13 protein-coding genes are annotated in these 14,277 nt (G+C 64.6%); 10 read left to right on the top strand and 3 right to left on the bottom strand.

All coding sequences use genetic code 11. The features are described from left to right. Nucleotides 1–242 precede the first annotated feature (242 nt). Nucleotides 243–1,502, bottom strand: a complete 1,260-nt coding sequence (locus A3CW_RS0110040; protein ID WP_028203447.1) for an SGNH/GDSL hydrolase family protein — start codon at nt 1,500–1,502, stop codon at nt 243–245. Nucleotides 1,503–1,768: 266 nt separating this feature from the next. On the opposite strand from A3CW_RS0110040, the gene paaA reads away from it, so the two are divergent. From paaA to A3CW_RS0110000, 8 genes are all read left to right on the top strand, one after another. After that, the gene (gene paaA / locus A3CW_RS0110035) at nt 1,769–2,767 is read left to right on the top strand and encodes a 1,2-phenylacetyl-CoA epoxidase subunit PaaA (RefSeq protein WP_028203446.1); all 999 of its coding nucleotides are present in this window, start codon (nt 1,769–1,771) and stop codon (nt 2,765–2,767) included. 38 nt (nt 2,768–2,805) lie between these two features. Next, the gene (gene paaB / locus A3CW_RS0110030) at nt 2,806–3,090 is read left to right on the top strand and encodes a 1,2-phenylacetyl-CoA epoxidase subunit PaaB (RefSeq protein WP_028203445.1); all 285 of its coding nucleotides are present in this window, start codon (nt 2,806–2,808) and stop codon (nt 3,088–3,090) included. Nucleotides 3,091–3,099: 9 nt separating this feature from the next. Beyond that, nucleotides 3,100–3,906 (top strand): 1,2-phenylacetyl-CoA epoxidase subunit PaaC, encoded by an 807-nt coding sequence (gene paaC / locus A3CW_RS0110025; RefSeq protein WP_028203444.1) that lies wholly within the window; start codon nt 3,100–3,102, stop codon nt 3,904–3,906. Nucleotides 3,907–3,935: 29 nt separating this feature from the next. Continuing rightward, nucleotides 3,936–4,469 (top strand): 1,2-phenylacetyl-CoA epoxidase subunit PaaD, encoded by a 534-nt coding sequence (paaD, locus tag A3CW_RS0110020; protein ID WP_028203443.1) that lies wholly within the window; start codon nt 3,936–3,938, stop codon nt 4,467–4,469. A gap of 1 nt (nt 4,470) precedes the next feature. Then, complete coding sequence (gene paaE / locus A3CW_RS0110015) at nt 4,471–5,559, top strand: 1,2-phenylacetyl-CoA epoxidase subunit PaaE (RefSeq protein WP_028203442.1); 1,089 nt, start codon at nt 4,471–4,473, stop codon at nt 5,557–5,559. A 165-nt stretch (nt 5,560–5,724) separates the two neighbouring features. Next, nucleotides 5,725–6,549, top strand: a complete 825-nt coding sequence (locus tag A3CW_RS45815; RefSeq protein ID WP_051481343.1) for a DUF1835 domain-containing protein — start codon at nt 5,725–5,727, stop codon at nt 6,547–6,549. Between the two features lie 6 nt (nt 6,550–6,555). Continuing rightward, entirely contained in the window at nt 6,556–7,158 is a 603-nt protein-coding gene (locus tag A3CW_RS0110005) for a TetR/AcrR family transcriptional regulator (protein ID WP_028203441.1), read from the top strand. Nucleotides 7,159–7,422: 264 nt separating this feature from the next. Next, entirely contained in the window at nt 7,423–8,088 is a 666-nt protein-coding gene (locus A3CW_RS0110000; RefSeq protein ID WP_028203440.1) for a GNAT family N-acetyltransferase, read from the top strand. 83 nt (nt 8,089–8,171) lie between these two features. On the opposite strand, the gene A3CW_RS0109995 is transcribed toward A3CW_RS0110000, so the two are convergent. Beyond that, entirely contained in the window at nt 8,172–8,666 is a 495-nt protein-coding gene (locus tag A3CW_RS0109995) for an Lrp/AsnC family transcriptional regulator (RefSeq protein ID WP_028203439.1), read from the bottom strand. Nucleotides 8,667–8,806: 140 nt separating this feature from the next. On the opposite strand from A3CW_RS0109995, the gene hppD reads away from it, so the two are divergent. Beyond that, on the top strand, nt 8,807–9,904 hold the full coding sequence (gene hppD, locus A3CW_RS0109990; protein ID WP_028203438.1) for a 4-hydroxyphenylpyruvate dioxygenase: 1,098 nt from the start codon (nt 8,807–8,809) through the stop codon (nt 9,902–9,904). Nucleotides 9,905–10,049: 145 nt separating this feature from the next. On the opposite strand, the gene A3CW_RS0109985 is transcribed toward hppD, so the two are convergent. Further along, nucleotides 10,050–10,238, bottom strand: coding sequence for a hypothetical protein (locus A3CW_RS0109985; RefSeq protein ID WP_028203437.1), 189 nt, complete (start codon nt 10,236–10,238; stop codon nt 10,050–10,052). 405 nt (nt 10,239–10,643) lie between these two features. On the opposite strand from A3CW_RS0109985, the gene A3CW_RS0109980 reads away from it, so the two are divergent. Then, entirely contained in the window at nt 10,644–14,246 is a 3,603-nt protein-coding gene (locus A3CW_RS0109980; RefSeq protein WP_028203436.1) for an indolepyruvate ferredoxin oxidoreductase family protein, read from the top strand. Nucleotides 14,247–14,277 lie beyond the last annotated feature (31 nt).

Genomic DNA, 14,277 nt, shown 5'->3' with positions numbered 1-14,277 from the left:
CACCTAACTACCGGCTTCCTTCTGCGTTGCTGCGTCAGCAGCAGAGAAACGAGATTATGAAGAATCTTTTTCGCTTCGTCAACCCCTTTTTTTCGCTCACCGCTTAAAAAAGCTGCCGACTCCTGCGTCCGCCGGTTTCCGCGGCGGCCTTCGCTGCCCTGATGTCTGAGACATCGAACTGCGAAGGGGGCGAATCTTATCGCCCCCGCCGGCGCTGTGCAAGGGGGTGACGAAAATATTCCTCACTTCCGGGTAAGGACCTCCAGCGGCACCGCATTCGCCATCGCCGCGTAGCCCGCATCGCTTGGGTGGATGTGGTCGCCGCTGTCATAGCCGTAACGCAGTCGCGCGGGATCCGCCGGGTCCCGCAGCGCCGCGTCGAAATCGACCACGCCGTCGAACGCCCCGCTCGTCCGGATCCACTGGTTCACCGCCGTGCGGATCGCCTCGCGCTCCGGCGGAAGCGAAGCCGGCGTGAGCGTTGCGCCGAAAATGCGTACGCCGCGTCCGTGCGCCTGCGCGATCACACGGCGGTAGCCCGCGATCAGGTCGTTCGCGTCCACGTGCGTATGAGGAAAGTCGCAGTCGAGGCCCGATCGGGCCGGCATCGCCTGGAAGTTGATGTCGTTGATGCCGATGAGCAGCACCACGGTCTTCACGCCCGGGTGGCCGAGCGCGTCGCGGCCAAAGCGCCGCTCGAGCGCCTCGCCGTAGCAAGGCGAATCGCTCAGCAGCCGGTTGCCGCTAATCCCGAGATCGATCACGGCGAGATCCGTGCCCGGCGACTGCGCGATGCGGCGCGCCAACGCGTCCGGCCAGCGACGGTTCTGATTGAGCGAGGAACGCATGCCATCGGTAATGGAATCGCCGATCGCCGCGACCGTTGACGCCCCTGGCGCCTCGACCGCCAGCCCCGTCACCCACGCGTACTGCGTAAAGCGCTGGGTGAACGCACCGATCGACGGATCCGCGACGTGATTGCCCGGACGCGAGACGTAATTCACCTGACTCGCCACGCGGTGCCACGCGACCATCTTTTGCTCGGGTCCCATATAGGAACTGATGGCGTAGGGTGCGTGCGCCTTCAGATCGATCTGCACCGGATCGCTATCGAGCGCAGCACCGGGAGGCACCGACACCGCCGGCCGCCCGCCGAAGGTCACATGCGCCGTACCCGCCTCGCTCGCCGCCGCGCCGCCCGCGGACGGCGCAATCGCCATCGCCTCTATCACGAGCGGCGTGCGCCCGTAGAGGTTACTCACATGCACCCGCGCAACCGTGCCGCCCAGCGTCGGATACACGATCTGCCGAACGGTACGCCCGGCGACCTCGGGCGCGCGATACAGCGCCGGGAGCGCGTCGCGCTCGGGAATCGACTGTAGGGCCGTCGCCCAGCTCGTGACCCAGGGGCCCGGGGCTTGATCCGCGAACGCCGGAGACGCGGCGCCAAGTGAAATGAACGCTGCGGCCGCAGCCGCGAGGGGAGCAAAAGAAATCTTCATCCGTGAACGAGTGCGCAGGCAAAGGCGCATTGTGCCCGATGGCCCGGTGCACAGCCTTCCATCCGCCTGACAGCCCAGCGCACTACCCTACGCAAAATCCCACGCACACGCCGCCCACGCGCACAAATCCCAGGCAATCCCGCTGCCGCCCCACTAAAACTCAACTGTAGGTTCGAATTTCTTTGCCCTACCTCAAAAAATTCATTTACCGACCGGTCGGTTGGTTTATACTGCGCGACATACCCAACTTCGACGAGAGCGTCTCCATGTACACGCAATCCCTCGACATCCCCGGCAACGTTGCTCCGCTCGACGCGGACGCAACCTCGCCGGAGCAGGCGCAGTTCGACGCCATCATGGCCGCCGACGGCAAGATCGAGCCGCAGGACTGGATGCCCGAAGCCTATCGCAAGACGCTCGTGCGCCAGATCTCGCAGCATGCGCACTCGGAAGTCGTCGGCATGCTGCCGGAAGGCAACTGGATCTCGCGTGCGCCGAGCCTCAAGCGCAAGGCAATCCTGCTCGCCAAGGTGCAGGACGAAGCGGGCCACGGCCTCTATCTCTATAGCGCGGCGGAAACGCTCGGCGTTTCGCGCGACCAGCTCGTCGACGCCTTGAATGCGGGCAAGGCCAAGTATTCGAGCATCTTCAATTACCCGACGCCCACGTGGGCCGATGTCGGCGTGATCGGCTGGCTCGTGGACGGCGCGGCGATCATGAACCAGATTCCGTTGTGCCGCTGCACGTACGGCCCGTACGCGCGCGCCATGATCCGCATCTGCAAGGAAGAGTCGTTCCACCAGCGTCAGGGCTTCGACGCCCTGCTCGCCATGATGAGCGGCACCGAAGCGCAGCGCGAACTCGTCCAGCAAGCTGTGAACCGCTGGTGGTGGCCGGTGCTGATGATGTTCGGCCCGGGCGACGCCGATTCGGTCCACAGCAACCAGTCGGCCAAATGGGGCATCAAGCGCATCTCGAACGACGATCTGCGCCAGAAGTTCGTCGATGCGACGGTCGAGCAGGCGAAGGTGCTGGGCGTGACGCTGCCCGACCTGGATCTCAAATGGAACGAAGAGCGCGGCCACTACGACTACGGCACGATCGACTGGGAAGAATTCTGGCGCGTCGTGAACGGCGACGGGCCGTGCAACCGCGAGCGTCTCGGCACGCGCGTGAAGGCGCACAACGAAGGCGCGTGGGTGCGCGAAGCCGCCCTCGCCCATGCCGAAAAGCAGCGTCAGCGCGCCGAAAAGCACGCAGCTTGAGCACCTCATACATGAATCAGGAAGGAAGGAGATCCACGATGAACAAGGAATGGCCGATCTGGGAAGTGTTCGTGCGTAGCAAGCAGGGCCTCGACCACAAGCACTGTGGCAGCCTGCACGCCTCCGACGCCTCGATGGCGCTGCGCATGGCGCGCGACGTCTACACGCGCCGCCAGGAAGGCGTGAGCATCTGGGTGGTGCCGTCGTCGGCAATCACGGCATCGGATCCGAACGAAAAGGCCGAGCTCTTCGAGCCGGCCGGCGACAAGATCTATCGCCACCCGACGTTCTACACGCTGCCCGACGAAGTCAACCACATGTAAGAGCGCAACATGACGACGCCCACGCCTGAACAACTCGCGTACGTGCTGCGCCTCGCCGATACGGCGCTGATCCTCGGTCAGCGCAATACGGAATGGTGCGGCCACGGCCCGATCCTCGAAGAAGACATCGCGCTCGCCAACATGAGCCTGGACCTGATCGGTCAGGCGCGCCTGCTCTACACGCATGCCGCCACGCTCGAAAAGGCCCTCACCGGCCGCGAGCGCACCGAGGACGACTACGCCTACTTCCGCGCCGAGCGCGAGTTCGCGAACTACACGCTCGCAGAACTGCCGCATTTCGGCCCGCTCGCCGGCACGACGCATTCGGCCAACGACTACGCCGTGACGATCGTGCGCAACTTCCTCTACGCCACGCTGATGGAGCATCTGTGGACCGCGCTGCTGCGCTCCGCCGACCCGCAGCTGGCCGCGATCGCCGAGCGCTCGATCAAGGAAACGCGCTACCACGTGCACCATGCGCGCGAGTGGCTGATCCGTTTCGGCGACGGCACCGATGAGTCGCACAGCCGCGCCCAGGCCGCGCTCGACTGGCTGATGCCGTACACGCGGGAATTCTTCAGCACCGACGCCGTGGAAGCGGCTGTGGCCGAAGCCGGCATCGCACCGCTTACGGCGCAGTTCGAAGCCGCGTGGCGCGCCGACGTGGAAGCCGCGCTCGAGGAAGCCACGCTCACGCTGCCCGCGCAGGTGTTCCACATCACGACCGGCAAGCACGGCGAGCACTCGGAGCACATGGGTTTCGTGCTGGCCGAGATGCAGAGCCTCGCGCGCCAGCACCCGGACGCGCGCTGGTAAGCACCCCCGCAGGAACAGAGGAAGTCACGATGCAAGCAACGGCAGATCACGCGCTCGAACGCGCCTGGGAAGTGCTGGAATCGGTGCCCGATCCGGAGATTCCGGTCGTGTCGATCCGCGAACTGGGCATTCTGCGCGACGTGCGCCGCGCCGACGACGGCCAGATCGAAGTGGTCATCACGCCCACCTACTCCGGCTGCCCGGCGATGTCGCAGATCGCGGAGGACGTCGCGCACGCGCTCGACGCCGCCGCGCTCGCGCCCTACCGCATCGCGACGACCCTGACGCCCGCGTGGACCACCGACTGGATCACCGACGAAGCGCGCGAGAAGTTGCGCGCCTATGGCATCGCGCCGCCCACGGGCAACTGCGGCTCAGCGCCGCAATCGGCCGAACAGCCGATCACCTTCATCGCGAAACCGAAGCCGTTGCCCGCGCCCGCCTGCCCGCACTGCGGCTCGCAGCACACCGAGCGCCTCGCGCAGTTCGGCTCGACCGCGTGCAAGGCGCTCTACCGCTGCATCGACTGCCGCGAACCCTTCGACTACTTCAAACCGTACTGATATGGCCACTCCGCAATTCCATTCGCTGCGCATCCGCGAAGTGCGGCCCGAAACCGCGGACGCGGTCTCTGTCGCTTTCGAAGTCCCGCCCGAGCTGCGCGAGGCGTTTCGCTTCACCCAGGGGCAGTTTGTCACGCTCAAGACGCACATCGACGGCGAGGAAACGCGCCGTTCGTACTCGATCTGCGTGGGCGTGACCGACTACGACCGCGATGGCGAGCTGCGTATCGGCATCAAGCGCGTGCGCGGCGGGCGTTTTTCGAACTTCGCGTTCGAGCAGCTCGCGCCCGGCCACGAGATCGACGTGATGACGCCCGATGGCCGCTTCTTCACGCACCTGAACGCCGAGCACGGCAAGCACTACATGGCCTTCTCGGGCGGCTCGGGCATCACGCCCGTGCTCGCGATCATCAAGACGACGCTCGAAACGGAGCCGCGCAGTGAGTTCACGCTCGTGTACGGCAACCGCAGCGTCGACGCGATCATGTTCGCCGAAGAGCTGGAGGACCTGAAGAACCGCTTCATGAGCCGCTTCCGCCTTTACCACGTGCTCTCGGACGACCTGCAGGACGTCGAGCTCTTCAACGGCGTGCTCGATCAGGCCAAGTGCGCGGCGTTCCTCGAAACGCTGGTGCCCGCCGACGAGATCGACGAAGCCTTCATCTGCGGCCCCGGCCCGATGATGGACGCCGCCGAAGCCGCGTTCAAGGACGCGGGCGTGCCGCCGCAAAAGGTGCACGTGGAGCGCTTCGGCTCGCCGCTGCCGCAGGCGGGCGTGCCGAATGTCGAGATCACCGAAAACACGCCGGCCGCCGACCTCGAGATCGTCATCGACGGCAAGAAGCGCAAAATGCGTCTGCCGTACGAGGGCGTGAGCCTGCTCGACGTCGGCCTGAAGGCGGGTCTGGCGCTGCCTTACGCGTGCAAGGGCGGCGTGTGCTGCACCTGCCGCGCCAAGGTGCTCGAAGGCGAGGTGAAGATGGACAAGAACTACACGCTCGAGGAGCAGGAGGTGAAGGACGGCTTCGTGCTCACCTGCCAGTGTCATCCGGTGAGCGAGCGCGTGGTCGTGAGTTTCGACGAACGTTAAGGCGTTAGAGCAACAGCACGCTTTCGGCCTGCAGGCGATCCGCTTACACTAGGGGCCGCCCGTCGGTGTTGCAGCGCAGCGCTGCGACACCCGCGGGCGGCTCCTTTTGTTATTAGCGTGCTTTCGGGCTTACAGGGCGTTCAGCGTGAACGCAACGAGTTGTCGATGACCACGATTCACCTCATTTACGGCGAGCCGGCCGTGACGGCGCTACGTCAGGCTCTCGAAGCGGCAGGCCGTCCGGACCGCGTGATCGCCCTGCGCGATGATCTGACGGTAGGCCCATTGCGCGACATCGACGTGGCGGGCGACCCCGGCGTGGCGCAACGCGCCGCCTTCTGGGAGCGTCTCGGCGATGCGCCACCAGCCCTTGCACACGACGACTGCGCGGCGCTGAATGCGCTCGAAGCCGACGACTCCCATGTGCTGATCTGGCACACGCACGACGCCGCCCACCAGCTCGCGCTGCGGCGCGTCTGCTACCGCTTGCGCGACGTCCCGCAGCGCTTGAACGAAGTGCGCCTCACTGTCGACGAAATTTCGGGCCCGAACGCTGCAGCCTGCATCGAGGCGCGCTTGCCCGACGCCGCGCCGATCTCGGTGCTGCGCATCGCGCGTCTCGCGCTGGAGTGGCAGGAAGCCAAGTTCGCCAACGGCGAGACGCGCCGCTGGCGCGACAACACCTTTACGAGCGGCACATGGAGCGACCTCGACGCCATGATCCTCGACGTGCTCGACGCCCATGAAGACCGTCCGGCGGGCGCATCCTGGCTCGCCAGCGACGTGCTCGGGGCCGCGCTCACGCGTGGCGGCGCCGGCTTCACGGTTGGCGAGCCGGTCGTGCTGTGGCGCCTGCGCGAACTGTGCGCGGCTGAAGAACTGCGCCTGCGCGACGACATGTGCGCCGCCTGCGCCCCGCTCGCCGCTGCCGCGCGCGCCGCGCGTCCGCCGCTGCCGCAAACCGCCGCGCACCTTTCCCTCCCCCGCTGAATTCCCATGGCACGCACCCGAGCGCCCGACCACGAAACCCAACGCGACCAGATCCTCGAACTCGCCGCCGCCAAATTCGCGCAGACGAGCTACCCGAGCACCTCGATGTCGGATCTCGCGGCCGCCAGCGGCACCTCGAAGGCGCGGCTCTATCACTATTACGAGAGCAAGGAAGCGATCCTCTTCGATCTGCTCGATCGCTACACCAAGCGGCTCATGCTGATCATCGCGGAGGTGGAAGGCGCGAGCCAGCGGCGCGGCCACGACGAGCGCGAATGCTTCGCGGCGCTGATTCGCGCGTTTCTCGCCGAGTACGAAACCTCGCACAGCCGCCACGTGGCGCTCCTGAACGACGTCAAATACCTCGTGGACGCCCAGCGCGAGATCATCCTGAACCGCCAGCGCGACGTGGTCGCCGCCTTTACGCGCCAGCTCGCGCGCGCGTACCCAGGCCAGGTCACGAGCGAAAACCAGACCGCGCTGACGATGATGGTGTTCGGCATGATCAACTGGACGTTTACGTGGCTCAAGCCCGGTGGCCGCATGGGCTATCGCGACTTCGCCGAGCAGGTGATCGCCATGGTCGATCACGGCCTGAAGGGCGCCTGAAGATTGCCTGGACGGTGCTCCGGGCGGTAGAAATTTTCGGGTCGGATTGCTGCAGTGCGACATGATGCGTCAGGGCAACAGTTGACACGTCAAACGACCACTTCTGAATAAACGTTAATAATCAATCGCTTGCGCTTATATTTTTATTAATTAGGCGCAACACTCAAATTTGCACTCCGGGTTTTCCCTAGAGTGCACCCAGGGTTTCCGCTAGAATGCGTTTTGCGCTGCATCATGCGGCATGCATTTTAAGGAGAACCCACCATGAACCCGCTTTCGACCCAAGCCAACGTGCCGATCATATCGTCCGCTCGTCCGCTGACGTCCGGACATGCGCCCGTCATGGTGCGAGTGCTCACCTCGGCAGACCGCGAACGCCTGCTCGCGCACTTTCTCACGCTCGACAGCGATGACCGCCTGCTGCGCTTCGGCCAGGCCGCGCCGGACCACGTGATCGAAAAGTACGTGCGCTCGATGGACTTCACGCGCGACACCGTGTTCGGCGTGTTCAACCATCAGCTGCAACTCGTGGGCGTCGGCCATCTGGCCTACCTGCCGGCGGACGGCAACGGCCGCACGGCCGAGTTCGGCGTGTCGGTGCTGGAAAGCGCGCGCGGCCAGGGCATCGGCTCGAAGCTGTTCGAGCGCGCCGCCATCCGCAGCCGCAACACGCACGTCACCACGCTCTACATGCACTGCCTGTCGCGCAACTCGACGATGATGCACATCGCGAAGAAGTCGGGCATGAAGATCGAGTACGCCTACGGCGAAGCCGACGCCTATCTCTCGCTCGAGCCGGCCGACCAGAGCAGCATCATCGCCGAAATGCTCCAGGAACAAGCCGCCGTGTTCGACTACGCGCTCAAGCGTCAGGCGCGCCAGGCCAGCAAGCTGATGGAATCGATCCTGCCGCAGGCTGTCGCGGCGTGACTCCTGCCCTTCGGGACAGACTGATGCACTGAAAAAGCGGCTTCGGCCGCTTTTTTTTGCGTCTGCTGCACAGTGCCGCGCAGTCAGCGGATCGGCAAAGCCGTCGTTTCCTTGAACGTGTCGAGCGAAAAGCTGGACTTCACGTCGATCACCGAAGGATGGTGCAGCAACTGGTCCTGCACGAAGCGCGAGAAGTGCGCCATATCCTCCACCTGCACGCGCAGCAGGAAATCCATGTCGCCCGTCATCGCGTGGCAGGCCACCACCTCCGGCCAGGTCTGCACCGCCGCACGAAACAGCTCGGCGTGCGTCACGCCTTCGCGCCCCGCCGCCGTCGGCCCACGCTTTTCCAGCCGCACGTTCACGTAGGCGAGCAGGTCGAGGCCCAGCTTCTGCGCATCGAGCAGCGCCACGTAGCTGCGAATCACGCCGCTTTCCTCCAGCCGCCGGATGCGCCGCAAACACGGGCTCGGCGAGAGGTTCACGCGCTCGGCGATCTCCTGGTTCGAGAGCCGGCCATTCTCCTGAAGGATCGCCAGAATGCGCCGATCGATCGCGTCCAATTCGATGCTTGCCATTTTCTGCCTTCCGAACATTCATTCAAGGCAGTTTATAGCGCAGATCGACGGCAATGCGACCCAACTCGCAAGTTTTCTCCCAATACGGCGGACTACACTGTCCAACACGAAATCTGATCTACATCAGCCAGGAGACAACCATGCAGGTCCCCAACTGGGAGAACCCCGTCGGCACCGACGGCTTCGAATTCATCGAATACACCGCGCCGGACCCCAAGGCGCTCGGCAAACTGTTCGAACGCATGGGCTTCACGGCCATCGCGCGCCATCGCCATAAGGACGTGACGCTCTACCGTCAGGGCGACATCAACTTCATCGTCAACGGCGAACCCGATTCGTTCGCCCAGCGCTTTGCGCGTCTGCACGGCCCGTCGATCTGCGCGATCGCCTTCCGCGTGCAGGATGCCGCCAAGGCCTACAAGCACGCGCTCGAACTCGGCGCGTGGGGCTTCGACAACAAGACCGGCCCGATGGAGCTGAACATTCCGGCCATCAAGGGCATTGGCGACTCGCTGATCTATTTCGTCGACCGCTGGCGCGGCAAGAACGGCGCGGCGCCGGGCAGCATCGGCGACATCAGCATCTATGACGTCGACTTCGAGCCAATCGCGGGCGCCGAGCAGAACCCGGTCGGCCACGGCCTCACCTATATCGACCACCTCACGCACAACGTCCACCGCGGGCGCATGAACGAGTGGGCCGAGTTCTACGAACGCCTCTTCAACTTCCGCGAAATCCGCTACTTCGATATCGAAGGCAAGGTCACCGGCGTGAAGTCGAAGGCGATGACCTCGCCCTGCGGCAAGATCCGCATCCCTATCAACGAGGAAGGCGGCGAGACGGCGGGCCAGATCCAGGAATACCTCGACGCCTATCACGGCGAAGGCATCCAGCACATCGCGCTCGGCACGAACGACATTTACCGCACCGTGGATGGCCTGCGCGCCAAAGAGATCGCGCTGCTCGACACGATCGACACGTACTACGAGCTCGTGAACCGCCGCATTCCGGGCCACACCGAGCCACTGGAAGAACTGAAGAAGCGCAAGATCCTGATCGACGGCATGCCCGAAGACCTGCTGCTGCAGATTTTCACGGAGAACCAGATCGGCCCGATCTTCTTCGAGATCATCCAGCGCAAGGGCAACCAGGGCTTCGGCGAGGGCAACTTCAAGGCGCTGTTCGAGTCGATCGAGCTCGACCAGATCCGCCGCGGCGTGGTGCAGGACAAGGCCTGACGCACCCGCGCCGATAATTTCGGCCAATGCCAAACAAAAAGGGCGAAGATCGCACGATCTTCGCCCTTTTTGACTTTTGAATCCGCCGCCGCACACCCCGGCGCCGGATTCGGGTGAATGGAATGCTGCGCGGATCAGCGCGGCATCAGGATTTGCGTTCGGCCTTCGCGGCCGGCATGGCGTTCGTATCAGCCTTCATGCTCAGCGTGTACTGGGCGCATCGGGTCGTCGCATTCTCGCCGCTCTTCGTGCTGGCGTTCGAATGCAGCGGCGCGCTCATGGCAAAGAACGCGGCCGAGACCGTCAGAAAGGTCTGGATATGTCGATTATTCATGCTGAACTCCTTTTTTCAGACTGCCTGTTGCAGTAGTGCCCCTTTAATAAGCGTTAACTGCGAGGGACGCTGCGCGGTTCGCACAGGTGAGGGAGTTAGACAGGATATTCAAGTCCGGTTCCCAGGTAGTGCAAGTTTTACACGTTGTTACTCCTCTGAGGAATTCGATACATCCGTTATTACACGGGGGTTTCAGGCCGCTTGCGCGACACGGCGCCACAGGCCCGAAAGATGCAGCGCAATGCGGCGCGGCGCCCCGAGCCTCGCAGCGGCGGGTTTATCCGAGTGCTACTATCGAAAGAAAGAAGCCAATATGGCGACCCCGGCCGAAGCATTCACAAGATGCCGAGGCCCTGAAGTTCTGGCGATCCCACAACGGATTGGTTGGATGGAGGAAGACACATAATGAATGCCCCGCTAGACGCAGGTCAGCGCGCTTCGCTTGAAGCCGCACTCGCTTCCGTCACGCTCGACGATAAATACACCCTCGAACGCGGCCGCGCGTACATGAGCGGCATCCAGGCGCTGGTCCGCCTGCCGATGCTGCAGCAGGAACGCGACAAGGCCGCCGGTCTCAATACCGCGGGGTTCATCTCAGGCTATCGTGGCTCGCCGCTCGGCGGTCTCGATCAGTCCCTCTGGAAGGCGAAGCAGCATCTCGCCGCGCATCAGATCGTTTTTCAGCCAGGTGTGAACGAAGACCTCGCCGCGACCGCCGTTTGGGGTTCGCAGCAGGTGAACCTGTACCCGTCCGCGAAATACGACGGCGTGTTTTCGATGTGGTACGGCAAGGGCCCCGGCGTCGACCGCAGTGGCGACGTGTTCAAGCACGGTAATTCCGCCGGCTCGTCGCCGCACGGCGGCGTGCTCGTGCTTGCCGGCGACGACCATGCGGCCAAGTCGTCCACGCTCGCGCACCAGTCGGAGCACGTCTTCAAGGCCTGCGGACTACCGGTGCTGTTCCCCTCGAACGTGCAGGAATATCTCGACTTCGGCCTGCATGGCTGGGCGATGAGCCGTTACTCCGGCCTCTGGGTCGCGATGAAATGCGTGACCGACGTGGTGGAGTCGTCGGCTTCGGTCGAGCTCGACCCGCATCGCACGAACATCATCCTCCCAGAAGACTTCGCGATGCCCGAGGGTGGCCTGAATATCCGCTGGCCCGATCCGCCGCTCGTGCAGGAAGCGCGTCTGCTCGACTACAAGTGGTACGCGGGGCTCGCCTACGTGCGCGCCAACAAGCTCGACCGTGTCGAAATCGATTCGCCGCATGCGCGCTTTGGCATCATCACGGGCGGCAAGGCATATCTGGACGTGCGCCAGGCGCTCACCGACCTCGGCCTCGACGACGAAACCTGCTCGCGCATCGGTATCCGGCTCTACAAGGTCGGCTGCGTGTGGCCGCTCGAGGCGCAGGGCGCGCACGCCTTCGCGCGCGGCCTCGAAGAGATTCTCGTGGTCGAGGAAAAGCGCCAGATTCTCGAATACGCGATCAAGGAAGAGCTGTACAACTGGCCCGACGCCCAGCGTCCGCGCGTGTACGGCAAGTTCGACGAAAAGGACGGCGCGGGCGGCGAATGGTCGGTGCCGATGGGCAACTGGCTCCTGCCCGCGCACTACGAGCTATCGCCCGCGATCATCGCGAGAGCCATCTCCACGCGGCTCGACAAGTTCGAATTGCCCTCGGACGTGCGCGCGCGTATCGCCGCGCGCATGAGCGTGATCGAGGCCAAGGAAAAGGCGCTCGCGAAGCCGCGCGTGCAGGCGGAGCGCAAGCCGTGGTTCTGCTCGGGCTGCCCGCACAACACGTCGACGAACGTGCCCGAAGGCTCGCGCGCGATGGCCGGCATCGGCTGCCACTACATGACCGTGTGGATGGACCGCAACACGAGCACCTTCAGCCAGATGGGTGGCGAAGGCGTGGCGTGGGTCGGCCAGGCGCCGTTCACGAACGACAAGCACGTGTTCGCCAACCTCGGCGACGGCACCTACTTCCACTCGGGCCTGCTCGCCATCCGCGCGGCGATCGCCTCGAAGGCGAACATCACCTACAAGATTCTCTACAACGATGCGGTCGCGATGACGGGCGGCCAGCCTGTCGACGGCACGCTCACCGTGCCGCAGATCACGCATCAGGTCGCCGCCGAAGGCGCGGCGAAGATCGCAATCGTCACCGACGAACCCGGGAAGTACGAAGGTGAACCCGCCACGAAGCTCGCGCCGGGCGTGACGATCCACCACCGCGACCAGCTCGATGCGATCCAGCGTGAACTGCGCGAGATTCCCGGCACGACGATCCTGATCTACGACCAGACCTGCGCCACCGAAAAGCGCCGCCGCCGCAAGCGCGGCACGTATCCGGACCCGGCGAAGCGCGTGGTCATCAACGAGGCTGTGTGCGAAGGCTGCGGCGATTGCTCGGTGCAGTCGAATTGCCTGAGCGTCGAGCCGCTCGATACGGAATACGGCACGAAGCGACAGATCAACCAGTCCACCTGCAACAAGGACTTCTCGTGCCTGAAGGGCTTCTGCCCGAGCTTCGTGACGGTGGAAGGCGGCCAGCTGCGCAAGCCGAAGGCGAGCAGCGTCGCGAACGAAGCGATGCCTGCCGTCCCGACGCCCGACGTGCCCGCCATCGACCGGCCCTACGGCGTGCTCGTGACGGGCGTGGGCGGCACCGGCGTGGTGACGATCGGCGCGCTGCTCGGCATGGCCGCGCACCTCGAAGCCAAGGGCGTGACCGTGCTCGACGTGACCGGCCTCGCGCAAAAAGGCGGCGCGGTAATGAGCCACGTGCAGATTGCCAACCGCCCCGGCGACATCCACGCCACGCGCATCGCCATGGGCGAGGCGAACCTCGTGATCGGCTGCGACGCCATCGTGACGGCCGGCGACGACTGCATCTCGCGCATGCAGGAAGGCATGACCCAGGTGGTGCTCAACAGCGCGCCCACGCCGACCGCCGAGTTCATCAAGAATCCGCAGTGGCAGTTCCCGGGCTCCAACACCGAGGCTGACGTGCGCGCCGCAGCGGGCACGGACAACGTCGCGACCGTCGATGCGAACCGCTACGCGCTCGCGCTGCTCGGCGACGCGATCTACACGAACCCGTTCGTGCTCGGCTACGCGTGGCAAAAGGGCTGGCTGCCGCTCACGCACGAGTCGCTCGTGCGCGCGATCGAGTTGAACGCGGTGCAGGTCGAGAAGAATCTCGCGGCGTTCGAATGGGGCCGCCGCGTGGCACACGATCGCGCCGCCGTGGATCAGCTCGTGAAGAAGCCGATGCCCGAGCAAAACGCAGACTCTGCCGGCGCGAAGATCGTCTCGCTGCATACGCCCAGGGCGCTCGACACGCTCATCGAAAAGCGCGCGCAGTATCTCGCCGCGTATCAGAACGCGGCATACGCGCGGCGCTATCGCGCGTTCGTCGAAAGCGTGCGCGAGGCCGAAGCAAAGCTCGAGCACGTCGACGGCCAGTCTCCGCTCACCGAAGCCGTGGCGAAGAACCTGCACAAGCTGATGGCATACAAGGACGAATACGAGGTCGCGCGCCTCTACGCGGACCCGGCGTTCATCGAAAAGATCAAGGCGAGCTTCGAAGGCGACTGGAAGGTAAACTTCCATCTCGCGCCGCCCTCGTTCGCGAAGCATGACGACAAAGGCCAGTTGGTGAAGAAGCAGTATGGCCCGCGCATGCTCACGGCCATGCGCATGCTCGCGAAGTTCAGGTTCCTGCGCGGCTCGGCGCTCGACCTGTTCGCCCGCACCGAGGAACGCCGTCACGAACGCGCGTTGATCGGCGAGTACGAAACGCTGATGCGCGAAGTGACCGGCGGTTTGAGCGAGGCGAATCTGCCGCTCGCGGTGGAACTCGCGAACCTGCCCGACGCAATTCGCGGTTACGGCCACATCAAGGAGAACAACCTCAAGGCCACGCGCGCGAAGTGGGCCACGTTGCTCGCGAAGTGGCGCTCGCCGGAGAACGGCGCGGCGCGGCATGCGGCTTGACGCTCACCTGATTTGAGGCGGGAAAAACAAA

It is taken from the genome of Paraburkholderia nodosa DSM 21604 (assembly GCF_000519185.1).
In the GTDB taxonomy this organism is placed as follows: Bacteria; Pseudomonadota; Gammaproteobacteria; order Burkholderiales; family Burkholderiaceae; genus Paraburkholderia; species Paraburkholderia nodosa.
Note: the sequence above shows the minus strand (reverse complement) of the source record. Positions and strands in the feature narration are given on the sequence as shown.